Origin of the sequence: Mesorhizobium sp. B2-3-2, from assembly GCF_006442295.1 — a bacterium.
Taxonomy (GTDB): domain Bacteria; phylum Pseudomonadota; class Alphaproteobacteria; order Rhizobiales; family Rhizobiaceae; genus Mesorhizobium.
In genome coordinates this window covers 101904-125945 of record NZ_VFWA01000011.1, presented here as the reverse complement: position 1 = coordinate 125945, position 24042 = coordinate 101904, and the positions used below count along the sequence as shown (strand labels likewise).

The window sequence follows — 24042 nt, the reverse complement described above, 5'->3', positions numbered from 1 at the left end:
ACAGGGGCACGCATCCCCGCATGGGTTTTGGCGAAAGGTTTTGACGCGTGTAGGGCGCGCGCGGCACTTTTCAGGGCTGCAAATTGCCTGCTGGTCAGAGAAGCCGCGGGGCGGGCATTTTCATGCATTTGAGGATCATCGGATCGGCGGCAGGCGGCGGCTTTCCGCAATGGAATTGCAATTATCGTCTCAGTCGTGCGGCCCGTTCCGGGATGGCTGGCGTGCATTCACGAACCCAATCAAGTGTCATCGCCTCGGCGGATGGGGTCGGATGGGTTCTTTTCAATGCCTCTCCCGACATTCGCCAGCAGATCGCGGCAACGCCTGAGTTGCAACCTGCGGGCGACGCGCCGATGCGCTCGACCCCTATCCGCGCGGTGGTGCTGACCAATGCCGATGTCGATCATATCGCCGGACTGCTCAGCCTGCGCGAGCGGCAGCCTTTCGCCATCTACGCAACGGCGCAGGTTCTGGCGACGCTGGAGGCGAATTCGATTTTCAACGTTCTCGATCCGGCGGTCGTGCCGCGGCGCATCCTGCCGACAGCGAAAGAATTGGTCATCTGCGATGCCGAAGGCAGCGAGACCGGCGTGATGATCGAGAGCTTTCCGGTGCCTGGAAAGATAGCACTCTATCTGGAGGACAAAGACCATCCGGATGCCAATTTCAGCTCCGACGCCGGTGACACGATTGGAGTCCGAATTGCGGGTATCGGCAGCCGCGATTCTGTCTTCTACATTCCAGGCTGCGCGCGCATCGATGCGAGGCTGCGCGCCCGTCTTTGCGATGCAGCCTGTCTTCTGTTCGACGGCACTGTCTACACCGACGACGAGATGATCGTCGCCGGCGTCGGTCAGAAAACCGGCGCGCGCATGGGACATCTGGCGATTTCGGGAGACGCGGGTTCGATCGCCGGCCTGGCCGATGTGAGGCTGGGCCGCCGCGTCTTCGTCCATATCAACAACACCAATCCGATCCTTGACGAGAATTCGGCCGAACACGCGGCAGTCAAGGCGGCAGGATGGGAGGTCGCAGGCGACGGCATGGAGATGGAATTTTGAACGATTTCCGCGATGCGGCCAAAGGCGGCCTGTCCACGAGCGATCTGGAAGCCGTGCTGAGGCAGGTCGGCGCCGAGCGCTACCACAATCATCATCCCTTCCACCACAGGATGACCAGCGGCGCGCTGTCGAAGGCCGAGATGAAGGCCTGGGCGCTGAACCGTTATTGCTACCAGGCTGTCATCCCGCGCAAGGATGCCATGATCCTCGCACATGCCGAGGATCCGGCGTTTCGCGCCGCCTGGCGCAAACGTATCGAAGACCATGACGGGGAGGACGGCTGGAGCGGCGGTATCGCGCGCTGGCTGCATCTGGCAACCTCGCTCGGCCTGGACGCCGAGGCCGTGAAGAGCGAAAGGCTGGCACTGCCGGCGACACGGTTCGCCGTGGGGGCCTACCTCTCCTTTTGCACCAACCGGACGCTGTTCGAGGCGGTCGCGTCGTCGCTGACCGAGATGTTCTCACCGCTTATCATCGGCGAGCGCGTACCGGCGATGCTGGCCAAATACGATTATATCACCGAGGATACGCTGGCCTATTTCAAGCAACGACCCGAACAAGCCTCACGCGACGCCGACTTCGCCCTCACCTACGTGCTCAGCCATGCCGATACGGCGGAACGCCAGCAGCAGGCAATAGATGCGCTGGTATTCAAATGCGATATACTCTGGGCCATGCTTGATGCGCTTCAACACGCCTATGGCGAGCCAGGAAATATACCGCCCGGCGCCTTCCGCCCCGAGGCAGCCCCATGATGATGCTGCGCGAAAGAGCCTTGGTGTCGCTGCGATCGGTACCCTTCCTGCCGAAACATGTGCGCATACAGTACGATTCCGTGCGGCAGGCATTCGCCGTGCTTTCACCGGAGAGAATATTCTGGCCGAACGATATCAGCCTCGACATATTGCGGCGCTGCGACGGACGGTCCACGGTCGGCGAAATCATCGCCGGCCTTGCCACGGATTATGAGGCCGAGGAGGAGGCCGTGGCGGCCGACGTCATCGCCTTCCTGCAAGAGTGGTCGGACAAGCTGCTGGTGAAGCTATGAGCACGCCCCTCCTCCCTCCTATCGGCATGCTGGCGGAACTGACACATCGCTGCCCGCTGCAATGCCCTTATTGTTCCAATCCGCTCGAATTGCAGAAGGCCAATCGCGAACTCGACACACAGACCTGGCTCAACCTGTTCTCGGAGGCCGCCGATCTCGGCGTTCTGCAGGTGCATCTGTCCGGCGGTGAGCCGACGCTGCGCCGCGACCTCGAGCAATTGATCGCCGGACTTTCAGCGCGCGGCGTCTACACCAATCTGATTACCGCTGGCGTCGGCATCGCCGAGGGTCGCATCGAAGCATTTGCCGAAGCCGGGCTCGACCACCTGCAATTGAGCTTTCAGGGCGCACGGCCGGCGACCACCGAACGCATCGGCAACCACAAAGGCAGCCACGACAAGAAGCTGGAGACGGCACGCCGCGCGCGAGCTGCCGGCTTGCCTCTCACCATCAACGCGCCGATCCATCGCCATAACATCGAGGAGGTACCGGATTTTATCGATCTCGCCATTTCGCTGGACGCGGAGAGGCTCGAGATCGCCAACGTCCAGTACGCTGGCTGGGCTTTGATAAATCGCGATCAGCTGATGCCCGAGCGTGCAGCAGTCGACCGGCAGGCGGAGATCGTCGCGGAAGCACGCGAGCGGCTGGCCGGCATTATCAACATCGATTTCGTGACACCGGACTATTTCGCAATCTACCCCAAACCGTGCATGGGTGGCTGGGCGCGTGACGCGTTCATGGTGGCGCCTGACGGCACCGTGTTGCCGTGCCATGCCGCGCAGACGATCCCGTCGCTCAGCTTCGAGCGTTTCAAACCACACACCCTATCCTCGATCTGGGCCGATTCGCCGGCGTTCAATGCCTTCCGCGGCACGGACTGGATGCAGGAACCCTGTCGCAGCTGTGAACGGCGCGAGATCGACTGGGGCGGTTGCCGCTGCCAGGCGATGGCGATCGCCGGCGATGCCGCCGCAACGGATCCGGCTTGCGCGAAGTCGCCGATCCACGCGCGCATGGCGATGCTGATCGACGAAGCCAAGCGCACCGCGACAGTTTCTTCGGAGGACGAACCATTCACCTACCGGCGTATCGGCGTCGTGACCGAGCCCGCCTGACAGGTTCTTTCATTCCGCCGTATTGTCGCGCTCGCGCACTGCGTCGGCGAAAGCCAGGGCATCGCGATTGATCCCGACATTGTGCACACGAAAAATCGAAGCACCCTTCAATCGCAGGATGACGCTGGTTGCCGCTGTGCCAACGTCCCGCCCTTCGTCGCTTTCGCCGACCAGGTGGTGGGCAAGGCGCTTGCGCGAGGTGCCGACGAGCCATGGAAAACCAAGAGCGCGCAATTCGCCGAAGCGAGCCATGAGTTCAAGGTTCTCCTCTCCGCTCTTGGCGAAAGCGAAGCCTGGGTCCAGCACGATGCGGTCGTCCGTGATGCCGGCGTTGCGCGCGATCTCCAGCGATCTGTTCAGGAACAGGAACTGGTCGGCGATTACATCCGCCAATTTTTCCCGGTCGCGCCCGGTGTGCATGATGACAAGGCCAGCGCCGGTTTCCGCCGCGACGTGCGCGATGTCGGGTTCGCGCTGCAGGCCATGTACGTCGTTGACGATATGTGCGCCCGCCGCGACCGCGAGACGCGCCGTCTCGGCCCGATAGGTATCAACCGAGACGATGCTGTTGCCGTCGGACGACAGCGCCTCGATGATCGGGAGGATACGCGATTGTTCCTCAAGCGCCGAAACGCTGCCGGCGCCGGGCCTGGTCGACTCGCCCCCGACGTCAATGATCGCCGCGCCCTCGCCGATCATACGCCGGGCCTGTTCGAGTGCCCGCTCCGGCCGATCGAATTCTCCCCCGTCGGAAAAACTGTCCGGCGTAACGTTCAAGATCCCCATCAACAACGATCTCGCACCAAGATCGAGATAGCGTCCATGAGCAAGTTGCCAACGGTTCATCCGGCGAGCGCGGCGAGCATCGACGCCATGCCTCCCTGGTGATCGCTCGGACATAGTCTGCCGGGTGCATTCTCGCGAGGGATGCTGACCTCCGTGCCACGCAATACCGCAGTTGGTGTCGTGGTCATCGTCATTGCGGAATTCGTGTCTTATTCGATCTTTCGGCTTGCCTAGGCTTATCATAACCCCGCAGTGCGAAAAGCCAATGTTCGGGCACCGCAGGTGTGCGAAAAGGTCCCGAGGGAGGGACCCGCGGGATGGCAATTTCGATTTTCGGCTGGTGTCGTCAGTTCGGGCCAGAGACCACGGAGCCGTCGCCCGGTAGGCGTCTGCCTTCGTGGGTATGGACGGCTTCACTCATGCGCAATATGTATGAGGATGAGGCCTGCCGTGGCGCTCACATTGTCGTCGCGTCGCTAAGGCAGGTAATGTACGTTCAACGAGGCTGCGCAGGCGGGTAATGCCACCCGCATAAGTGTCGATATCGGGGGATCTGGTCCATGACCGACAACAAGCCAGACGTTACCAAGGATTGGCAGGCGACGCAGGGCCAGAAGTCCTCCGCCACACGTCTTCGCCTTTTCGCCGCACTCTCGTGGATTGTCGCCATTGGCGGCGAGATCTACGGGATTATGCTGCTTCGCCAGAACAAGTTCGACCAGGCACACCTGCCGCTGATCATCGGCCTTCTGGTCGGCATCGCGATTTTCGCAATCGCCGGCAACTTGCTGTGGAAGGCGGCCAACAGGCACGATCCGGCCCGCGCATCCGACACGGCCAGGTTCTTCTTCCAGAACCAGCTCGGCGCAATCATCACGCTGATTGCCTTCCTCCCGCTGGTTTTCCTGATCCTCACCGACAAAAACATGGATCCACGGACAAAGAAGGTTGCCGGCGGCGTGGGTGCTGCGCTGGCCGTGCTCGCGACGATCATGGGGATCAGTTTCAAACCCCCGTCGGTCGAACAATACACCCAGGACATGAACGCATGCGCAGCCCAGATCAAGTCGGGGCAGCCCACCACCGCCTGTTCGCCCGACGTCGCCGCTCAGGCGCAGGCGATCGCGGCGGACACCGCCGCGGTGGCGGCGGCGACGAAGGACGCGAGCCACCCCGCAGGGCAGGACGTCGTCTACTGGATCGCGCCCGAAAACGGAGCCGCGAAATCCACCGAGCCGCATGTTTTCCACCTCTGCGCAGGCGTGAGTCCGCTGAAGGACAAGACCGTGAATAGTGGCTCCGTGACGGAAGCCTACGCACAGAACGCCGTCCGCATCACGAAGCAGATCGATATGGAGCAGAAGCAGTGCGGGTTCACCGCCAACACCAACTGATCTTGCACTCGATCGATCGCGTCCAGCCGTTGGTCTTGTCCACGGAAATGGCGGGATCGTTCCGCTGGCCATTGTTGTCTAACTGCTAGCTTATCCGTGGCGGGCGATGACCGGGCGTCTTGCGCACGGCGAATTCCGGCCTGCGATGGCTCAAGCCGGGAAGTCCGGCATCGCGTTGCTCGCCAACAGTGACGGCCCGATGTCTCGGTCGAGCGTAAAGCGCTCGCAACGCTCGCCGTCGGACTCATCGATGAAGCTCTCGACATGTTTGAATCCGAGCTTCGCAAATATCCGCACCGAGGCAAAATTGCGCGCCGCCGCTTCGGCCGTCACCCGTTCAAGTGCCAGAGTTTCGAAAGCGTAGCGGAGAACTTCGCGCGCCGCCTCGCTGCCCAGTCCGTGCCCCCAATGCGCACGCGCGAGCACAAATCCCAATGCAGCTGCCTTGGCGTCGGTTGCGCCGAAGGACAAGGTTATTGTCCCGATCGCTTCCGAAACTCCTACTTGATCTATGGACCACTGGATCGCCGTACCGTCAGCGAACCGCTGGCGCGAACGGGCGAACCATCGCTCGCCCGCGCTTATGTCGTCGGGAACAGGATCGCCGGCAAGAGAGGCGGATTCGACATCCGTCGCGCGCGCAAACCATGCCGGGATATCCCGTTTTCTCGGCACCCGAAGCACGAGCCTTGGTGTCGTGAGCTTGGGAAATCGGACAGTTTCCATCGAAGCATTTTCACCTGAGGGGGTGCCAATGATAGCCGGAAAGCGGCGATCATGAACCAGCCGGCAAGCCCCCCAGAAAGCCTTCGGCAAGGCAGGCCGTCAACCCGCCAAGCGTCAGTCGCGCGATAGGGACAGTCCCGCGAGAAGCGGAGCGTACGCGGCGAGCCTGCGGGATACGAATTCCGTGAAGAGCCGCACGCGCTTCGTCTTGCGTGTCTCCCCCTGCGTGAGAAGCCAGAGCGTTCCGTACATGTGCAGTTCGGTGCCCGGCACCCTCACCAGCAGGGGGTCGGCATCTCCGACGAAGCACGGCAGTGTCGTGATCCCGAGCCCTTGCCTTGCAGCAACGATCTGCGCCTCGGCGTCCGTGGTCCTGAATGGAACCCCCGTGGTACGAACCTCGCCCTCGCGGGCCCAGTCCGGAATTCCATGAATACTTATGACGATCCACCGGATGGGATCAGGCGCGCCCGCATGCCAGGCGGCCAGTCGATCGCGGGACATATAGACGCCGCCGAACAACTCCGGCCCCTTCAGGCCGTGAAGATTGAGCGGCAGGGTTTTGCGGTCATAGACGACGCGGATCGCCACGTCGGCCTCTCGGTTGGTCAGATTTGCCAGCTCCCCGGACGATAAGACGTCCATCTCGATGTCTGGATGCAGACGCGCGAACTCGGCGAAATCCGGCATGAGCAGGTGTGTCGCGAGGGTCGGAGCCAATGTCACCCGCAGAAGCCCGCGCACGCTCTGGTCGCGCCCGAAGACACGTGTCTCCAACTGGTGCGACGACGCTTCCATCTGGTTCGCGAGCTCGAGCACCTCCTCGCCCGCAGCCGTGAGGCGGTAGCCCGAAGGCAGCTTTTCGAACATCTGCGCCCCGAGGCGTTCCTCGAGCTGTGCAACGCGTCGCAGCACGGTCGAGTGGTTCACACCGAGGCGCTCGCCGGCAGCCCGCACCGAGCCTCCGCGCGCCACGGCCAGAAAATAGCGAACATCATCCCAGTCGATCATGGCGCGATCCCGCACCGCGCGGTGCGCTTTCCAAAGCCCGTATCCAACGCAGTCGTACAGCAGTGTGGGCAGTTATCATAGCTTATGTCGACGAGCGCGGCCCAATTCCGAACGACGGACACCGATTCGTCGCGACTGGCGGCAGTCCTCCGACCGGATCGATTTTGCACCACCGATGTGCGCACTTCCGCACTCAACGCCTGACCCCTGCAGACTTATTTCCAGGCTCTCGGGGTTCTTCCCGAACGATCAAAGGCAGAGCCTGGAAGGAAAAGTCATGGGAAAGTTAAACGGTAAGGTTGCAGTCATCACGGGCGGCGCTACCGGCATTGGCCGCGCTGCGGCAAAGCGCTTCATCGAGGAGGGGGCTTTCGTCTTCATCTTCGGCCGCCGGCAGGAAACGCTCGACGCGGCTCTGGCCGAGCTCGGGCCCAATGCCCGCGCGGTGACGGGCTCGGTCTCGGATGAGGCCGACCTCGACCGACTCTACGCGACGGTGAAGGCCGAGCGCGGAACCCTCGACATCGTCTTCGCCAATGCCGGGGCGGGAAGCCAGCTTGCGCTCGGCAAGATCACCGCCGAGCACATTGACGAAACCTTCGACACCAATGTGAAGGGTACGATCTTCACTGTCCAGAAGGCGCTGCCGCTGATGGACCAGGGCGGTTCCATAATCCTGACCGGATCGAGCGCCGGCACGACCGGCGCCGCGGCAATGAGCGCCTACAGCGCAAGCAAGGCGGCAGTGCGCAACCTCGCGCGGACTTGGGCGGAGGACCTGAAGGGCACCGGCATCCGCGTCAACGTGCTATCGCCCGGGGCGACCGCGACCGAACTCGCGAAGGAAGCGCTGGGCGAGGAGGGCCAGAAGGTCTTCGCCGCGATGACGCCGCTCCAGCGAATGGCCGATCCGGCGGAGATCGGGGCCGTCGCCGCCTTTCTCGCATCGTCGGACAGCAGCTTCATGACCGCCAGCGAGGTCGCCGTTGACGGCGGCCTTGCGCAACTCTGAGGCGCCACGCCCGGCCGGTCACTCCATTCAATTGACCAGCGCCGTTGAGGGCCGGGAATCGACATCAACACGGATCGGAGAAACATTATGAGTTACGCGATTGTAGGATTCGGTAAAATAGGCCAGGCCCTCGCCCACGCCTTCGCCCGTAAGAACATCAAGGTGGCCGTCGCGAGCCGCCGGCCGCCCGAGGCATTGGCGCCGCAGGCTCGGGCGATTGGACCCACGGTCATCGCCAAGTCGCTGCGGGATGCGCTCGAGGCCGACACAATCATCTTGGCGGTCCCGTTCTGGGAGCATCGCGAGGTCGCGAAAGCCCTGCCGAACTGGGAAGGCAAGACAGTCATCGACGCGATGAACACTTTTGGAGTTCTCCCCGAAGAACTGGACGGTCTCCCGTCCTCGGCCTTCGTCGCGAAGGCGTTCACCGGCGCCAAGCTCGTCAAAGGGTTCAATCACCTGGCTGCGGCCACGCTGGCTGCCGATCCGATCGTCGAGGGCGGCCACCGGGTCGTCTTTCTGTCTGGTGACGACGAGGACGCGACCGCCCCCGTGGCGGCCCTGGCCAAACAACTCGGGTTCGCCCCCGTCAAGCTGGGAAAGCTCGGCGAGGGTGGCGCGCTGGTGCAGGCACGCGGCCGCACTTGGGGCCACCTCATCTTCCAGGATTTGTTCAAGAAAGAGCAGTAATCGATCTACGACCGCGTGATCGACGCCGAGAACTGGTCGCGCGCTAACCTCTTCGAGCAGCGCGCGATCAAATATTTGAAGACCACAAGGTCGCGAAGCTGGGGTGGGCCTAGCAGGCTGCTGTTGAAGAAGTCTGCCGTATAGCCTTGAGGATGGCCTCGTCGCCGTTGTGGTAGGTGAATGTGATTTCGATCGAGCCGTCGTCGAGCAGTTCGGCGTGGCCGTCGCCTGTGACTTCGTCCATCTCGTCACATCCGGCCCATGTGAAGTGAACCATCGACGGGCTGTAGATGAGGTCGAGGCCGGCTTGCAGGACGCCAAAGGCGATCTCGCCATTGTTGTCGCCGCCGATGGCGATCATGGCGGGGCCGCCGAGGTTCAGGTAGCTGCGATCCCACAGATCGGCTTCGACGATGCGCCAGCGGCCGATCAACTGGCAGCCTGCGGGCACAGTCATATCGGCACCGCCACGAGCTTGGGCAGCCGCACCAGGTTGTAGGCGGCAGCCGCGAAGGTGAAGGCCCACCCAACGCGGTCGCGATCGCGCAACTTGGTCTTCGGCTGCCCGGCGACCGTCTTGATCCAACCGAACGCTTCCTCGATCCGCTTGCGGATACACTGGCTGACGGAATAGCCGCCGTGCCGGGTCGTGCGGCGATCGATCGCCGAACTTCGCCCGTTCGTGTTCTGCGCCACGTGCGGTGTCACCCGCATCGAGCGCAACTGGTTGACGAAGTCCTCGGCGTCATAGGCCTTGTCGGCGCCGAGCGTGACCGCGGCCGGCCGGTCGGCACGAGGCCCGATGATGTGCAGCGCAGCCACCCGCTCGGCATGTCCGTCGGCCAGCGTCAGGCAGGCATCGACCAGCAGACCATGGCGGTTCTCCATCAGCTCATGCCCCATGAAGCACAGCTTGGTCTCTTTGCCTTTGCCCTTGCGGTATAGCCTGGCGTCCGGATCGGCGGTCGAGACATGCGTGTCGTTCGATCGCTTCCGGCCATGGAAGTCTGCTTCGGTGTTGCGCCCATCGCCTTGCGCCGGTGGCTCGTCCGAACCGTCCTTCACTTTGACGCTCTTCATCGAGGCCCAAGCCTCAATCAGCGTGCCGTCGACCGAGAAGTGGTCCGTCGACAGAAGTTTCTTCACCTTGGGCTGTGCCAAGACCGCCGCCAGGAACTTCGCCGCGACGTCGCCTTCCAGCAGCCGGTCACGATTCTTCGAGAACACTGAAGGGTTCCATGCCGCATCGTCGACGCCGATGCCGACGAACCAGCGGAATAAGAGATCGTATTCCAGCCGCTCCATCAAAAGCCGCTCCGAGCGGATCGAATAGAATGCCTGCAACAGCATCGCTCTGAGCAGCTTCTCGGGCGGGATCGATGGCCACCCGATCGACGAATACAGCGCCGCGAACTCCCCCTCCAGCGCCGACAGCGCCTCGTTCACGATCGCACGAATGGCCCGCAGCGGATGATCTCGTCGCACCCGCGCCTCATGGTCCACGTAGCTGAACAACTCGCCAGTTCGATCGTCGCCGCCGCGCACCCTTCACCTCCGAATCCCTTCGAAGCCAATGAATCACGCTCATGGCTCGGCGGCGAGTGACTTTTTCAACGGCCTGCTAGCGGCGTATAGGCGCCGTTCGAAGAGCGGGGGCGGTCAAGCGTGCGCCATGCGGCGGCCGCAATTGGTCGTAGAGCTTTGGGCTGCGGACTAACCGATTGCGCCGGCAGCGATGCCATGCGGCGGCGCGAAAAGGCACCTGGTTGCTGGGCGACGTCCCAAAGGGCGGAAGTATCGCGGTCAGTCTAATGATCCCTGACCAGCTGCATGAGGGCTGATGTCGGTGATTCAGCCGATATCGACGTTCATGGCGAAGTCCCAGGTGCCGGCGCCATTTTTGGCGAGGCCAATCATCATCAAACCGAGCGCCTCCAGCGTCTGGGCCATGTGCAAGCCGCCCACGTCGAGCGGACGCAGCCCGAGACTTTCGAGGAACGTCGAGACGCGCGCTTTCGCCTCCGCATCGTCGGCTGCGATGAACGCGTCGAGGCGTCCACCCTTCGCAAGCACGTGACCAAAGATCGTGTTGAACGCCTTCACAACATGCGCGCCGGCGGGGAGGCCCTTTGCGCTCTCCTGCGCGCCAGAACTGCCGTGGGGCGTGACGAGGCCCGAGAGGTCGGGGGCAACCGGGTTGGCGATGTCGACGATCACCTTGCCATCGAGCGCTTTCCCAAAGTCGGCCACAGCCGCCGCTGCACCGCTGTACGGCACGGCGAGGATGACGATGTCGCCCGCGGGGGCGGCTCCGTATATCCCAGTGGTCGCTCCGGCTCCAAGTTGGTCGGCGAGCGCCCGCGCCTTGGCGGGGTCGCGGCCGACCACCTCGACAGTGTGTCCGGCCTTGGCGGTACGGCCCGCGATCGCGGCAGCCATGGTTCCAGAGCCAATGATGCTGATAATGCTCATGTGCTGTCTCCTATTGAGTGGGGGTATTGCTGGTAGTTTCTAAAAGGGGGATCCCGTTTGTTGGTTTGACGAATTACGGGGTCGCGATATGGCCCGCCGGGAAGTAATGGCCGTTGTCGAGGTCCTCGATCAGGCCCGGCTGAACTGGATGCCAGCCGAGAGTCCGGCGGGTGATGGCGTTGGACGCCGGAAGGTCCAGCGTGACCAAATTCGCGAGAAAGCCGAAGAAGCCCGGCAACATCAGTACGTCCGCAGGGATGGGCACGGCGGGCACGCCCATACGGGTGCCAATGGCCTCAGCGATCTCGCGGAACCGGATGCCGTCGCCCTCAATCCCGTGCCAAGTTTTGCCAGCCGGCCCCTTCTCCAGCGCCAGGCGGAACAGGGAGGCCAGGTCGCGGGCATGCACGGCTGGCCAGAGGTTCGCGCCGTCACCGGGGTAACCGATAACGCCCTTCTCCTTCGCGAGACCGATCAGCAGCTGGAGGAAGCCGGCATCGGTCGTGCTGTGCGCGATGGGAGGAATTCGGACGACCGAAGACCGCACGCCCCGCTCCGCGAGGCCGATCACGGCGAGCTCCACGGCGTTACGAACCCGCAGGGTGCCCTTGTATGCTTCGCCGCCGGGAAGAGCCGGATCTTCCTCGGTGGCTGGCCGGCCCAGGCCTTCCCACCCCGGCGAGCCGATGCTCCCCGAGACGACGAGCGGCTTTCCGGTCCCCGCCAGCGCCTCGCCGTAGGCGAGCATGATCTGGAGCTCCGCGGCGGCCACGGCGTCGATCCCGCCAGAGGGCAGCAGGTCTTGCCGGTGTGCGACGTGGATGACGCCGTCGGACTCCGCCGCCGCGGCCTTGAGCTTGTCGAGGTCGGTGATATCTCCGCGACGTACCTTGGCGCCGAGCGCCGACACCGCGGTCGCGGACGTGTCCGACCGGGCCAGGCCAATGACCTCATGGCCGGACGCGATGAGCTCGGGAATGATGTGCGAACCGATATGGCCGGTCCCGCCAGTAACTAAAACGCGCATACTGCTGCTCCTTGGGTAATGTGATGCGAGGCGTGGTGCCGCGGGCTCAGCCGAGGAGGCTGACGCGGATTGAGAAGTTGGTGTGTTTGATGGAGCGGGTCATGAGGCCCAGCCACAGCATGCAGGCGTGCTCCAGCGTCCGCGCCATAATCAGCCGCCCGGCATCCATCGGGCGCAGTCCGAGGCTGTCGATGAACGCCGAGACGCGCGCCTTAGCCTGAGCATCGTCCCCGGCGATGAACACGTCCAATGGATGGCCCCCGATCGGGCCGGCAGCCAGGACATGGGCGTTCTGGGTGTTGAACGCCTTGACGATAGTGGCATTTGCAGGAGCAACCTTGGCGATCTCCTGCGCGCCGAAACTGTCTTCAGGAGTCAGGAAACCCGTGAAGTCGGAGTTGATGGGGTTGGTGATGTCGACGAGGAGCTTGCCTGCCAGTGCTTTGCCGTACTGCTTCACCACGTCGAGAACGGCCGAATAAGGAACCGCCAGGATGACGATGTCCCCGACCGGGGCGGCGCCAAATGTTCCGGTCGTCGCGCCGGCTCCAACCTGCTCGGCCAGCGCCCGCGCCTTGGCGGCGTCGCGGCTCATCACCTGGACGGCGTGTCCGGCCTTGGCGGCGGCAAGGCCGCCGATCGCTGCGGCCATACCGCCTGACCCGATGATGCTGATAGTGCTCATGTTCGTGTTCCCATGACTTCGCTTTTCGGGTTGCCGGAAAGCGCCTTCGGCTCCATATACTTATGGATCAGTGATCCGTATATCTGGATCACTGATCCGATTGTCAAGGTGAACTATGCGAGCCGACGCCAAAAAAAATTACAGCCACATCCTTGCGGTCGCGCGCGAGGTCGTCACCCAGCACGGCGCCGACGCATCGATGCGCGATATCGCCCGTCGAGCCGAGGTCGGGCTAGCCACACTGCTTCGTCATTTCCCGACGCGAGAAGCCCTGTTCGAGGCGCTACTGTGTACGAATCTGGACGCACTGACGCAGAAGGCAGATGAACTCGAAACGTCGAACTCACCTGACCAGGCACTCATCTCCTGGTTCCAGGAATGGTTGGTGTTCGCCCAAAGCTACAGGGGCGTCGTCGCCATGATGGCCGCCGCCCACACGAACCCGGACTCCGCTCTTTATGCTTCATGCGCTGCGGTGCACTCGGCGAGCGCGCGACTGCTGGTCCGCGCACAGGCCGAAGGCGCGGCGCGGCCCGACATGAATGGGGATGACCTGTTCGCCCTGATGACGGCGCTCGGCTGGGTGGTCGACCAACCCTCATTTGCGCTGCGGGCCGATCATCTCTTTCGCATCATTACGGGCGCCATCCTGGCGAACCCGTCGAGCAAGGACGTCAAAAAGGCGACGCGGTGAATTCGATAGCATCGGATAGTCGATCGTCGCCCGGAAGCAGGCGAAAAACCGGCTGAGCGCCATCCGTCCATAAATGGGTCCACCTTGTTCCAGCCGTAGCAGCTGACGCAGACTGGTCCCCGCGCACAGAGGCCGTCAGCGATGGTGAAGTCCGTCGCGTCGGTAGCGTGGCCCTCGCGCCGGTTGCGCGCAACATTCGCGAATTGAACGGCGCTGCTTCAAGCGGACGCAGCTCGGCTTTCGACCGGATTATGGCAAGCGTCGCCGTCAACCCGCCAAGCGTCGGTCGCGCGATATGGACAGTCCCGCGAGAAGCGGAGCGTACGCCGCGAGCCTGCGGGATACGAATTCCGTGAAGAGCCGCACGCGCTTCGTCTTGCGTGTCTCCTCCTGCGTGAGAAGCCAGAGCGTTCCGTACATGTGCAGGTCGGTGTCCGGCACCCTCACCAGCAGGGGGTCGGCATCTCCGACGAAGCACGGCAGTGTCGTGATCCCGAGCCCTTGCCGTACAGCAACGATCTGCGCCTCGGCGTCCGTGGTCCTGAATGGAACCCCCGTGGTGCGAACCTCGCCCTCGCCGGCCCAGTCCGGAATTCCATGAATGCTTATGACGATCCACCGGATGGGATCAGGCGCGCCCGCATGCCATGCGGCCAGTCAGAATATGATTGTCCGCGGTAACCGGAGAAGGGAATCTGTGCTCTCAAACCAGCATCGACTGTTGGGCGAAGATGCCTGCCATGGCGCCTTGCCATGATGCCGTGGTGACCGAGGGCATTCCGGGGGTGGCGAGGTCGCCGGCGGCGTAGATGCCGGGCATGCTGGTTTCGCGGCGCTCGTCGACCTTGAGGGCGATGCCGCCGGGCGTATCGACCGTAGCGAGGCCCAGTGATTCATGCAGGCTTGCGGAGGGCTTGTTACGCGGATGGGCGAACAGGATGTCGACCGCGACATTGCGGCCGGTATCGAGATTGACGGTGGCGATATGGCCCCCGGGATGGGCGATCCCGGTGATCCGGCCATCGACGACAGGTATGTTGCGGCGCGCCAGATCAGCCCGGACATCGGGGGGAATGTCGTGACCATCGGCAAAGAGCGTCAACGTGTCGGTCCAATCGTGGAACAGCCTGACATGATTGGGCGACTGCGGGCCGGACCAGACGAGGCCCCAATGCCGGCCGGCGACTTCAAAGCCGTCACAATAGGGGCAGGGCACGATGGACGTGCCCCAGCCTTCGGCAAAGCCCGGAACATCAGGCATCTGGTCGGCGATGCCATAGCTCAGGATCAGGCGGCGCGCCGCAAGGCTTTCGCCATCGCCAGTGAGGACGGAGAAATCGTCGATGGCACCGGAGACGCTGTCGGCCCGGGCATTGACCAGCCTGATCGTGGGATAACGCGCCAGTTGCTGCCGCGCCTCGGCCAGGATGTCCAGCGGTGGCTTGTGATCGTGGCCGAGCAGGCCATGCGAATGGCCGGCGAAGCGGTTGCGCGGCAGGCCGGTATCGAGAACGGTGACCTTGCGGCGGGCACGGCCGAGCTGCAGGGCGCCGGCGAGACCGGCAAAGCTGCCGCCGATGATGATGACGTCATCCATGATGATGGGCTCCGTGTTGCGGATGGAGGGGTTGGGGCTGGGCCTGGCGCGAAATATCGTCCAGCGATACGCGCTCGAGACGGGCAGCGAGCAGGGCTTCGGCATCGACGAGAAAGTCGCCCATCACTGTTTTGGCCGGCCGGACAATGCCGCATCGATATCGCCGGGCGGCCCGAGGAAACTTGATTTGGAGGACACCTACCCATCGGCTTGCACATTTCAGATACTACATGGTATCGTAATGCAATAATTAGGATACTGTCAAGTACTGGAATTCTCGTGACCGAAGACAGCCAGGGCCGGCGCGGCCGGCCCGCCAACGAGGCGCTTGGCCAAACGATAGTCGACGCCGCGTGCGAACTCTTTGTGGAATTGGGTTTTCAAGCGACGACGTTGGACAAGGTCGCCCGGCGGGCCAAGATATCCAAGCTCAGCATCTATCGGCACTTCGAGAACAAGGAGGCGCTGTTCAGCGCGGCCATCGCGGCCCGCTGCCATCAGTTTGCACCACGGGCCCTTTTTGAAGGCGTCGACGGTTCGGCCGAAGATCAGCTCATGGCGGCGGGATCATCCCTGCTTCGCACGCTGTTGAGTTCGGACGTCCGCAATGTCGAAGCCATGATCATGGCCGACAAGACGAATCAAAAGTCGTTAAGCAGGCTCCATTACGAAGCCGGCCCCGCCCATGTCATCGCCGAAATCGAGGCCCTGTTGCGTCAGTTGCACGCGAAAGCGGTTCTGAACGTGCCCGATCCTCTCCGGTCCGCCCGCTTGTTTGCCGCGCTTTTCAAAGGATCCGATCTCCTGATCATCGCGCGCTTCGATCAGGCGAGAGCAGAGGACGACAACGAAATCGAATCCTATTGCCGGTCGGCCGTCGCCATGTTCATCGCCGCGCACGGTGGCAACGACCCCGCGGGCGAATAGCCTAGAGGAGGCCGCGAAGGAGTACTTGCTGGTGCCGAAGTAGGACCAGAACTCCCGCCTTCGGCGCGCCCCATCACTCCCACTCGATTGTCCCCGGCGGCTTCGAGGTCACATCATAGACCACGCGGTTGATGCCGCGGACTTCGTTGATGATGCGGGTGGCGGCGGCGCCCAGGAAGGCCATGTCGTAGTGGTAGAAATCCGCGGTCATCCCGTCGACCGAGGTGACGGCGCGCAGCGCGCAGACGAATTCATAGGTGCGGCCGTCGCCCATGACGCCGACCGTCTGCACCGGCAAGAGCACCGCGAAGGCCTGCCAGATGGCGTCGTACAGCCCCGCCTTGCGGATCTCGTCGAGATAGATGGCGTCGGCCTCGCGCAGGATTTCGAGCTTCTCGCGCGTGATGCCGCCGGGGCAGCGTATTGCAAGACCCGGGCCCGGGAACGGGTGGCGGCCGATGAAACTTTCGGGCAGGCCGAGTTCCTTGCCCAGCGCGCGGACCTCGTCCTTGAACAGTTCGCGCAACGGCTCGACCAGCTTCATGTTCATGCGCTCGGGCAGGCCGCCGACATTGTGGTGCGACTTGATCGTCACGGACGGGCCGCCCGTGAAGGAGACGCTTTCGATGACGTCGGGATAGAGCGTGCCTTGCGCCAGGAAATCAGCGCCGCCGAGTTTCTTGGCCTCCTCCTCGAACACCTCGATGAACAGCCGGCCAATGGTCTTGCGTTTCTTCTCGGGGTCCGCCTCGCCTTCGAGCGCACCGATGAAACGATCCGACGCATTCACCAGAATGAGCGGCAAATTGTAGTGTTCGCGAAACATCGCAACGACGCCGGCGGCCTCGTCCTTGCGCATCAGACCATGGTCGACGAGGATGCAAGTGAGCTGATCTCCGACCGCCTCATGAATGAGCAGCGCCGCGACAGAAGAATCGACACCGCCCGACAGCGCGCAGATGACCTTGCCCTTGCCGACCTGCTTGCGGATCGCTTCGACCGCGTGCTCGCGGTAGGCGCGCATCGTCCAGTCGCCCTCGATACCCGCGATGTTGTGAACGAAATTCCTGAGCAGCCGGGCGCCGTCGGGCGTATGCACCACTTCCGGATGGAACATGATGCCATACATCCTGCGCTCGACATTGCCGAAGATGGCGAAGGGTGAGCCTTCCGACTTGCCGAACACCTCGAACCCCTTGGGCAAGGAGATGACGCGGTCGCCATGGCTCATCCACACCTGGTGGCGCTGGCCGATCGCCCACAGGCCGTCGAACAGCGGACTTTCCTTCTCGATCTCGACGAAAGCGCGGCCGAATTCGCGATGGTTGGAGCTTTCGGCGACGCCGCCCATCTGCACGCACATGGCCATCTGGCCATAGCAGATGCCGAGCACCGGCACGCCGGCGTCGAAGACGATCTGCGGCGCCCGCGGGCTGCCGATATCCATGGTCGAGGCCGGACCGCCGGACAGGATCACGGCTTTTGGATTGATGCGCTTGAATGCCGCCTCGGCCGACTGGAACGGCACGATCTCGGAAAACACGCCGGCTTCGCGGATGCGGCGGGCGATGAGCTGGGTGAACTGACTGCCGAAATCGACAATCAGGACGGTGTCGGGTTGATTGGCTGTTTTCATGGCGAGCGTTTAGAGAAAGAAACGAGTCGGCGCAATGGGTTGCGAAGCCTGACTTTCAGACCGGTCCTGCCACGTCACCAGGAGAACCCTTCCGAAGCAAGCCCGATCCGATCGCCTGTTCGAGGCGCATGACGGCATCCGCCAGCTTTTCGTCGATGACGTGCAGATATTCTGTCCAGTCACCGACATGCCTGAGATCAGCCGCACCGTCGGAAATGCCGCGCAGCCCAATCAGGGGCACGTCGAACAGCTGGCAGGCGCGCAGGCAGGCGAAGGTCTCCATGTCGACCATGTCGGCGGCAATTGCATCAAAGGCCGCGCCGGTGATGATCGCACCGCCGGTCGACAGCGTCGCCTCCTTGACGTCAGGGATGCGCAACGGCAGCGGCACCGTGACCGGCAGGTCGAGGAACGGCGTCGCGCCTTTCTCGAAGCCAAGCGGCGAAGCGTCGATGTCACGATAGCTGACCGAGATGGCCTGGTAGATCTCAGTCTGCTCCAAGGTCCGGCTGCCGGCGGAGCCGAGCGATACGACGAGGTCCGGCAGCGCCTCTTGCGACTTCAGCCAGGACAATTCGGCGCCAAGCCGGACGGCTGCCTCGACCGGGCCGACACCGGTCATCAGCGGGGTGAACAGCCGCTGCAAATGCGGCCCGTATTCGGCCTGCGCCGCCATGACGAAGAGGACATCCTTGCCGGACAGTCGCGACACTTTAGCGGTCATGATGATCTACTCCTCCCTGCCCTGCCCTGCCCTGCCCTGCCCTGCTCTGCCCGACCGCCGATGCTTGCGATAAAGGGGGTGATGTGTCCTCACCCGCGCCCGGCCCTCCGCTATGGCTCCGGGCGTTCGTCGCTCGAAAAGCCCATTTAGGGGCTTTCGCCCGCTACGCGGGCCGCTCCTCACCCAGCAATCCCGTCGCGGCCGACCATCGTCATCATGGTGCCGGTCATGGTGGCGATCAGCTTGGCTTCGCCGTCGGCGGCGAAGGCATAGGCCTGGCCGTCGGCGACGATGATGGTGCGGCCGGGCTTGGTCACCGAACCGCGGAACAGGAAGCGCTCGCCCCTGCCCGGCGCCAGCAGATTGACCTTGAACTCGATGGTCAGCACGCCGGAATTCTCCGGCATCAGCGAGAAGGCGGCATAGCCGCAGGCCGAGTCCAGCGCGGTGGAGATGACGCCGGCATGCAGGAAGCCGTGCTGCTGCGTAAGTGCGGCCGAATAGGGCATCTCGATTTCGATGATGCCGGGCGTCACCAGCGTCAATTCGGCGCCGATGGTCGCCATCGCCTGCTGGCGCGCGAAGGACGCCCTGACGCGGTCTTCATAATCCGGGGCGGGTACGATCTTTGCTGCCATGGCCGTCGCTGCTTTCACCTTTGCCGAAAAGCTTATTGCAGAGGCGTGACCGGCAAGCAATCATCCGATGCTGCACTGCAGCAATTTGACCCCGAGGGCGCGCAGGACGGCTTCGCTTTCCGCTTCATTCAGGCTGCCCTGCGCAGCGCGCAGACGTAGAAACCGTCGGTGCCGCTCAGCGCCGGCGACAGGCAGATACCACCCAAAGCGCCAAGCCGCATCGCCGTTTCATGGCCGGGAAAACGGCTGTCCCAGAGCCGGCGATGATCGACCGGGGCAAAACCGCCATTACGCTGGCAAAACGCGGCGACCTGTTCGCCATTCTCCTCGTCGAACACCGAACAGGTGACGTAGACCAGCAGGCCACCCGGCTTGACGAAGCTGCTGGCGGTATCGAGGATCGCCATCTGCTCGCCCTTGCGGGCGTCGAGCTGCCTTTGCGTCAGCCGCCATTTGGCGTCCGGGCGCCGTCGCCAGGTGCCGCTGCCGGTGCAAGGCGCGTCGACCAGGACAAGGTCCATATGGCCGGTGAGCGGCGACAGCTCCGCCGGCCTTGTGACGATCTGCACGTTGCGGTTTTCCGAGCGGCGGATGCGGTCGAAGATGGGCGCCAGCCGCGCCTTTTCGGCATCATGGGCGAAGACCTGGCCTGTATTGGCCATCGCCGCCGACAGGGCCAGTGTCTTGCCGCCGGCACCAGCGCAGTAATCGAGCACCTGCATTCCAGGCTCGGCGCCGGCAAGGGCGGCGGCGATCTGCGATCCCTCGTCCTGGACCTCGAACCAGCCTTTCTGGAAAGCCGGCTCGGCCTGCACGTTGGGATGCCTGCCGTCACCGTCGATCGGCGGAATGCGAATGCCTTGTGGGGCGATGTGAGCTGCCTTGGCGCCTGTTTCGGCAAGTTCCGCCAGCACTTTGGCCCGATCCGCCTGCAAGGTGTTGACGCGGATGTCGAGTGGCGGGCGGGTGGCGAGCGCTGCGCCCTCCTCGACCCAAGTCTCGCCAAACGCGCGTTGCAAAAGCGGCTCGCACCAATCCGGTATGTCGGCGCGCACCGCGGGCGGCGCGTCGGCAAGCCGCCGCTCGTCGGTTGCCTGGAGCTCCGTGGCCGTCAGCAGCGGCGGCGCGAACCTGTCGCCGTCGAGCGCTTCGTTGAGCGAGCGCGCGGTCTGGCCCCATTCGAGCAGCAGGGCGCCGAAGCCGATGGCGCGCGGCGTGTCGCCGCCCAGCAGCCAGCCTGCCGAGCGCTTGCGGCGTAGCGCATCGTAGACGATGTTGCCGATCGCCGCGCGGTCGCCGCCGCCGGCAAAGCGGTGCGACAGGCCCCAGTCCTTCAGCGCATCGGCCACCGGCCGGTGACGCCGGCCAATGTCTTCCAACACTTCGATGGCCGCAGCCAGCCGTCCGCCTAGTCGCATTCTTCAGTCCACCAAATCGAACGCATCATCTCGGCCTGCTCTTAGAGCCTTTCACGCCGAGATTGAACCCCGCTCCGTTTTGCGACGACAGGCAGCCTGTTGGCGATCGGCGAAAACTGCCCGAGCAATGAATCTGCCGGTGCGGTCAACAGCAAACCGTCAATAGATGCAAGATCTCTAATGTTCGTAACTGGCAGCTGCAAGCACGGCAGGGGTGCGACAGCTCAGCTTTCCAAGTTTTTCGGTTGGGAATACTCTTGCGGCCATGATTCGCGGCGCGAAAAGCGTGGACCGACGGATCGTCACGAGGAGAGGGCAATGAAGACTTATCTGGCGGAAGTTCTAGGCACATTTCTGTTGGTGTTCATCGGTACGGCGTCAGTGGTGACGGGCGGCTTCGGCGGCGCGCTGCCGCTCGGGCAGGAAGGCATCGGACTGGCCTTCGGCATCGGCCTTATCGCGGCCGCTTACGCGATCGGCCCCATTTCGGGCGCGCATCTCAACCCGGCTGTGACACTCGGCGTGTTTCTTGCCGGCCGGTTGCCGGCCAAGGACGTCATCCCCTACTGGATCGCACAGATCATCGGCGCCATCCTGGCCTCATTGGCGCTGTGGATCATCGTCTCCGGCCAGGCCGGCGGACACACTGGCGGCTTCGGCGCCAATGGCTGGGACGAGTCGAAATGGGGCGTCTCTTCGGCGTTCCTGTGGGAGCTGATCGGCACCTTCACCTTCGTCACCGTGATCCTCGGCGTCACCGCGGAAAGGCATGCCACGGCCTTCGCCGGACTGGTCATCGGCCTGACGCTGGCGGGCATCCACTTCGCCATGATCCCGGTGACGGGAACCTCGGTCAATCCGGCCCGTTCCATTGGCCCGGCGCTGTTCTCGGGCGGCGCAGCGATCAGCCAGCTCTGGCTGTTCATCGTCGCGCCGCTGATCGGCGGCGCTATTGCCGGCGTCGTCGCCAAGGCGCGCGTCTTCGAAAAGGACTGATTTCGAAAGCCTGGACAGGGAAAAGGCGCGGGGCCGAGCCTCGCGCCTTTTTTATCGGGTGGAAAATCCGCCTGGATCAGGCGGCGATATCGAAGCGGTCGGCGTTCATCACCTTGGTCCACGCCGCGACGAAATCCCTGGCGAATTTCTGCCCGGCATCCGCTGACCCGTACACCTCCGACAGCGCACGCAGTTGCGCGTGCGAGCCGAAGATCAGGTCGGCGCGGGTGCCGGTCCACCTGACCGCCTTGGTCTTGCGGTCGCGCGCTTCGTAGATCTCATCCGAACCCGCGACCGGATCCCAGACCGTGCTCATGCTGAGCAGGTTGACGAAGAAGTCGTTCGTCAGCGTGCCCGGCCTGTCGGTGAACACGCCGTGCCTGGACTTGCCGGTGTTGGCGCCGAGCACTCGCAGGCCGCCGACGAGCACCGTCATCTCCGGCGCTGTCAGCGTCAGCAACTGCGCGCGATCGACCAGCATCGCTTCGACCGACATTGGCTGCGGCCCCCGGACATAGTTGCGGAAGCCGTCGACTTTCGGCTCGAGCGCGGCAAAGGAGGCGACATCGGTCTGCTCCTGCGAGGCATCCATGCGGCCAGGCGTGAACGGCACCTTCACCTCGTTGCCGCCGTCCTTCGCCGCCTTCTCGATCGCGGCGACGCCGCCGAGCACGATCAGATCGGCCAGCGAGATCTTTTTCCCGTCGGTCTGTGCCGCGTTGAACGCCTTCTGGATGGATTCGAGCGTGGCCAGCACCTTGGCCAATTCAGCAGGCTGGTTGACGTCCCAGTCCTTCTGCGGCGCCAGCCGGATGCGGGCGCCATTGGCGCCGCCGCGCTTGTCGGAACCCCTGAACGTCGACGCCGAAGCCCAGGCGGTCGAGACCAATTCGGAAACCGACAGGCCCGAGGCCAGGATCTTGGCCTTCAGCGATGCGATATCCTGTTCGCTGACCAGTTCATGGTTGAGGGCCGGGATCGGATCCTGCCAGATCAGCTCTTCCTTCGGCACCAACGGGCCAAGGTAGCGCACGACCGGGCCCATATCGCGATGGGTGAGCTTGAACCAGGCGCGGGCGAAGGCGTCGGCGAACTGATCAGGATTCTGGTGGAACCGCCGCGAGATCTTCTCGTAAGCCGGGTCGACCCGCAGCGCGAGATCGGTGGTCAGCATGGCCGGCGCGCGGCGCTTGGAGGGATCATGCGCGTCCGGCACCGTGCCGGCACCGGCGCCGCCCTTGGGCGTCCACTGATGGGCGCCGGCCGGGCTTTTCGTCAGTTCCCATTCGTAGTTGAACAGGTTGTCGAAGAAGTTGTTGCTCCACTTGGTCGGCGTCGTGGTCCAGGTGACCTCGAGCCCCGACGTGATGGCATCGCCGGCAATGCCCGACGCGTGCTTGCTCGACCAGCCGAGCCCCTGCGCCTCGATGCCGGCGCCTTCCGGCTCGGCGCCGACCAGCGAGGCATCGCCTGCGCCATGGGTCTTGCCGAAGGTGTGGCCGCCGGCGATCAGCGCCACGGTCTCCTCGTCGTTCATCGCCATGCGGGCGAAGGTTTCCCTGATGTCGCGTGCCGAGGCCAGCGGATCAGGCTTGCCGTTCGGGCCCTCCGGATTGACATAGATCAGGCCCATCTGCACGGCGCCGAGATGGCCGCGAAGTTCGCGGTCGCCGGAGTAGCGCTCGTCGCCCAGCCATTTGGTTTCCGATCCCCAATCGACGTCCTGCTCGGGTTCCCAGACGTCGGCGCGGCCGCCGGCGAAGCCGAAGGTCTTGAAGCCCATCGATTCCAGGGCGACGTTGCCGGTGAGGATCAACAGGTCGGCCCAGGAGATCTTGCGGCCATACTTCTGCTTGACCGGCCACAGCAGGCGGCGCGCCTTGTCGAGGTTGGCATTGTCGGGCCAGCTGTTGAGCGGCGCGAAACGCTGCTGGCCGGCGCCGGCGCCGCCGCGGCCGTCACCAATGCGGTAGGTGCCGGCGCTGTGCCAGGCCATGCGAATGAACAGCGGCCCGTAATGGCCGAAGTCGGCCGGCCACCAATCCTGCGAATCCGTCATGACATGGTGCAGGTCCTTGATCACCGCGTCGAGGTCGAGGCTCGCGAATTCCTTGGCATAGTCGAAGTCCTGGCCCATCGGGTCGGAGAGGCTCGACTGCTGGTGGAGAACGCCGAGGTCCAGCTGGTTGGGCCACCAGTCACGGTTGGTCCTGGCACCGGGTCCATGCGCGACAGGGCATTTGCCCGCGCTGTTGTCGTCGGTTTTCGCGTCCATCTTGCACTCCAATTTTTGCCGAGGGTTCCGGGGCAGCCAGCGGCCGCCATCCTGGAATGATTCCAGACTAGGCCAGGCTGCCGATAAAAACAAATTGCCTTTCCTGT

24 protein-coding genes and 2 pseudogenes are annotated in these 24042 nt (G+C 63.7%); 11 read left to right on the top strand and 15 right to left on the bottom strand.

The annotated features are described in order from the left end of the window. Positions 1-122 precede the first annotated feature (122 nt). From pqqB to pqqE, 4 genes are read left to right on the top strand one after another with little or no spacing between them, the layout of a single operon-like run. Complete coding sequence (gene pqqB / locus FJ964_RS22615) at positions 123-1061, top strand: pyrroloquinoline quinone biosynthesis protein PqqB (protein ID WP_140552456.1); 939 nt, start codon at positions 123-125, stop codon at positions 1059-1061. Continuing rightward, a complete protein-coding gene (gene pqqC / locus FJ964_RS22610; protein WP_140498254.1) occupies positions 1058-1816 on the top strand; it encodes a pyrroloquinoline-quinone synthase PqqC in 759 nt (252 codons plus the stop codon). Before pqqB ends, pqqC begins: the two co-directional genes overlap by 4 nt. Continuing rightward, on the top strand, positions 1813-2109 hold the full coding sequence (gene pqqD / locus FJ964_RS22605; protein WP_140552455.1) for a pyrroloquinoline quinone biosynthesis peptide chaperone PqqD: 297 nt from the start codon (positions 1813-1815) through the stop codon (positions 2107-2109). Before pqqC ends, pqqD begins: the two co-directional genes overlap by 4 nt. Continuing rightward, a complete protein-coding gene (gene pqqE, locus FJ964_RS22600) occupies positions 2106-3227 on the top strand; it encodes a pyrroloquinoline quinone biosynthesis protein PqqE (protein WP_140552454.1) in 1122 nt (373 codons plus the stop codon). The genes pqqD and pqqE overlap by 4 nt, the downstream gene beginning before the upstream one ends. A 9-nt stretch (positions 3228-3236) precedes the next feature. Here the strand turns inward: pqqE and folP are convergent, their stop codons facing one another. Beyond that, entirely contained in the window at positions 3237-4013 is a 777-nt protein-coding gene (gene folP, locus FJ964_RS22595; protein WP_246676211.1) for a dihydropteroate synthase, read from the bottom strand. Between the two features lie 560 nt (positions 4014-4573). Here folP and FJ964_RS22590 point away from each other — a divergent pair. Then, on the top strand, positions 4574-5407 hold the full coding sequence (locus FJ964_RS22590) for a hypothetical protein (RefSeq protein WP_140552453.1): 834 nt from the start codon (positions 4574-4576) through the stop codon (positions 5405-5407). A gap of 150 nt (positions 5408-5557) precedes the next feature. Here FJ964_RS22590 and FJ964_RS22585 read toward each other — a convergent pair whose 3' ends face one another. Next, on the bottom strand, positions 5558-6223 hold the full coding sequence (locus tag FJ964_RS22585) for a GNAT family N-acetyltransferase (RefSeq protein ID WP_224713384.1): 666 nt from the start codon (positions 6221-6223) through the stop codon (positions 5558-5560). 24 nt (positions 6224-6247) lie between these two features. Beyond that, a complete protein-coding gene (locus FJ964_RS22580) occupies positions 6248-7144 on the bottom strand; it encodes a LysR family transcriptional regulator (RefSeq protein ID WP_140552452.1) in 897 nt (298 codons plus the stop codon). Positions 7145-7421: 277 nt separating this feature from the next. Between FJ964_RS22580 and FJ964_RS22575 the strand changes: the two genes are divergently transcribed. Beyond that, a complete protein-coding gene (locus FJ964_RS22575; protein WP_140552451.1) occupies positions 7422-8156 on the top strand; it encodes an SDR family oxidoreductase in 735 nt (244 codons plus the stop codon). A gap of 87 nt (positions 8157-8243) precedes the next feature. Further along, positions 8244-8846, top strand: coding sequence for an NADPH-dependent F420 reductase (locus tag FJ964_RS22570; protein WP_140552450.1), 603 nt, complete (start codon positions 8244-8246; stop codon positions 8844-8846). Positions 8847-8955: 109 nt separating this feature from the next. Here FJ964_RS22570 and FJ964_RS22565 read toward each other — a convergent pair whose 3' ends face one another. The 5 genes and pseudogenes from FJ964_RS22565 to FJ964_RS22545 form a co-directional block, all read right to left on the bottom strand. Next, the gene (locus tag FJ964_RS22565; protein WP_140552449.1) at positions 8956-9303 is read right to left on the bottom strand and encodes a hypothetical protein; all 348 of its coding nucleotides are present in this window, start codon (positions 9301-9303) and stop codon (positions 8956-8958) included. Beyond that, positions 9300-10391 carry an IS5 family transposase gene (locus FJ964_RS22560; RefSeq protein WP_140552448.1) on the bottom strand — a complete coding sequence of 364 codons (1092 nt, stop codon included), beginning with the start codon at positions 10389-10391 and terminating at the stop codon, positions 9300-9302. The genes FJ964_RS22565 and FJ964_RS22560 overlap by 4 nt, the downstream gene beginning before the upstream one ends. Before the next feature lie 306 nt (positions 10392-10697). Continuing rightward, on the bottom strand, positions 10698-11318 hold the full coding sequence (locus FJ964_RS22555) for an NAD(P)-binding domain-containing protein (protein ID WP_140552447.1): 621 nt from the start codon (positions 11316-11318) through the stop codon (positions 10698-10700). A 73-nt stretch (positions 11319-11391) separates the two neighbouring features. Continuing rightward, positions 11392-12345: an SDR family oxidoreductase gene (locus FJ964_RS22550; RefSeq protein ID WP_140552446.1), complete on the bottom strand. Its 954-nt coding sequence runs from the start codon at positions 12343-12345 to the stop codon at positions 11392-11394. Between the two features lie 46 nt (positions 12346-12391). Beyond that, a pseudogene (locus FJ964_RS22545) lies at positions 12392-13039 on the bottom strand (NAD(P)-binding domain-containing protein); the annotation flags it as partial. Positions 13040-13145: 106 nt separating this feature from the next. On the opposite strand from FJ964_RS22545, the gene FJ964_RS22540 reads away from it, so the two are divergent. Continuing rightward, positions 13146-13724, top strand: coding sequence for a TetR/AcrR family transcriptional regulator (locus FJ964_RS22540; protein ID WP_140552444.1), 579 nt, complete (start codon positions 13146-13148; stop codon positions 13722-13724). A gap of 267 nt (positions 13725-13991) precedes the next feature. Here the strand turns inward: FJ964_RS22540 and FJ964_RS22535 are convergent. Together FJ964_RS22535 and FJ964_RS22530 are read right to left on the bottom strand one after the other, a co-directional pair. Next, a pseudogene (locus FJ964_RS22535) lies at positions 13992-14381 on the bottom strand (LysR substrate-binding domain-containing protein); the annotation flags it as partial. A 46-nt stretch (positions 14382-14427) separates the two neighbouring features. Beyond that, on the bottom strand, positions 14428-15321 hold the full coding sequence (locus FJ964_RS22530) for an NAD(P)/FAD-dependent oxidoreductase (protein ID WP_140552443.1): 894 nt from the start codon (positions 15319-15321) through the stop codon (positions 14428-14430). Between FJ964_RS22530 and FJ964_RS31050 the strand changes: the two genes are divergently transcribed. Together FJ964_RS31050 and FJ964_RS22520 are read left to right on the top strand one after the other, a co-directional pair. Further along, positions 15320-15571, top strand: coding sequence for a hypothetical protein (locus tag FJ964_RS31050; protein ID WP_181172576.1), 252 nt, complete (start codon positions 15320-15322; stop codon positions 15569-15571). The genes FJ964_RS22530 and FJ964_RS31050 overlap by 2 nt on opposite strands. 29 nt (positions 15572-15600) lie before the next feature. Then, a complete protein-coding gene (locus FJ964_RS22520; RefSeq protein ID WP_140552442.1) occupies positions 15601-16248 on the top strand; it encodes a TetR/AcrR family transcriptional regulator in 648 nt (215 codons plus the stop codon). A gap of 73 nt (positions 16249-16321) precedes the next feature. On the opposite strand, the gene guaA is transcribed toward FJ964_RS22520, so the two are convergent. The 4 genes from guaA to FJ964_RS22500 form a co-directional block, all read right to left on the bottom strand. Further along, on the bottom strand, positions 16322-17884 hold the full coding sequence (gene guaA / locus FJ964_RS22515; protein WP_140552441.1) for a glutamine-hydrolyzing GMP synthase: 1563 nt from the start codon (positions 17882-17884) through the stop codon (positions 16322-16324). A gap of 55 nt (positions 17885-17939) precedes the next feature. Next, complete coding sequence (locus FJ964_RS22510; RefSeq protein ID WP_140552440.1) at positions 17940-18608, bottom strand: 5'-methylthioadenosine/S-adenosylhomocysteine nucleosidase; 669 nt, start codon at positions 18606-18608, stop codon at positions 17940-17942. Positions 18609-18787: 179 nt separating this feature from the next. After that, positions 18788-19246 carry a PaaI family thioesterase gene (locus FJ964_RS22505; protein ID WP_027146613.1) on the bottom strand — a complete coding sequence of 153 codons (459 nt, stop codon included), beginning with the start codon at positions 19244-19246 and terminating at the stop codon, positions 18788-18790. A gap of 128 nt (positions 19247-19374) precedes the next feature. Then, entirely contained in the window at positions 19375-20664 is a 1290-nt protein-coding gene (locus tag FJ964_RS22500) for an RsmB/NOP family class I SAM-dependent RNA methyltransferase (protein WP_140552439.1), read from the bottom strand. A 318-nt stretch (positions 20665-20982) separates the two neighbouring features. Between FJ964_RS22500 and FJ964_RS22495 the strand changes: the two genes are divergently transcribed. Continuing rightward, positions 20983-21660, top strand: coding sequence for an MIP family channel protein (locus tag FJ964_RS22495; RefSeq protein WP_140552438.1), 678 nt, complete (start codon positions 20983-20985; stop codon positions 21658-21660). A 76-nt stretch (positions 21661-21736) separates the two neighbouring features. On the opposite strand, the gene katG is transcribed toward FJ964_RS22495, so the two are convergent. Further along, on the bottom strand, positions 21737-23935 hold the full coding sequence (katG, locus tag FJ964_RS22490) for a catalase/peroxidase HPI (protein ID WP_140552437.1): 2199 nt from the start codon (positions 23933-23935) through the stop codon (positions 21737-21739). Between the last annotated feature and the right edge of the window lie 107 nt (positions 23936-24042).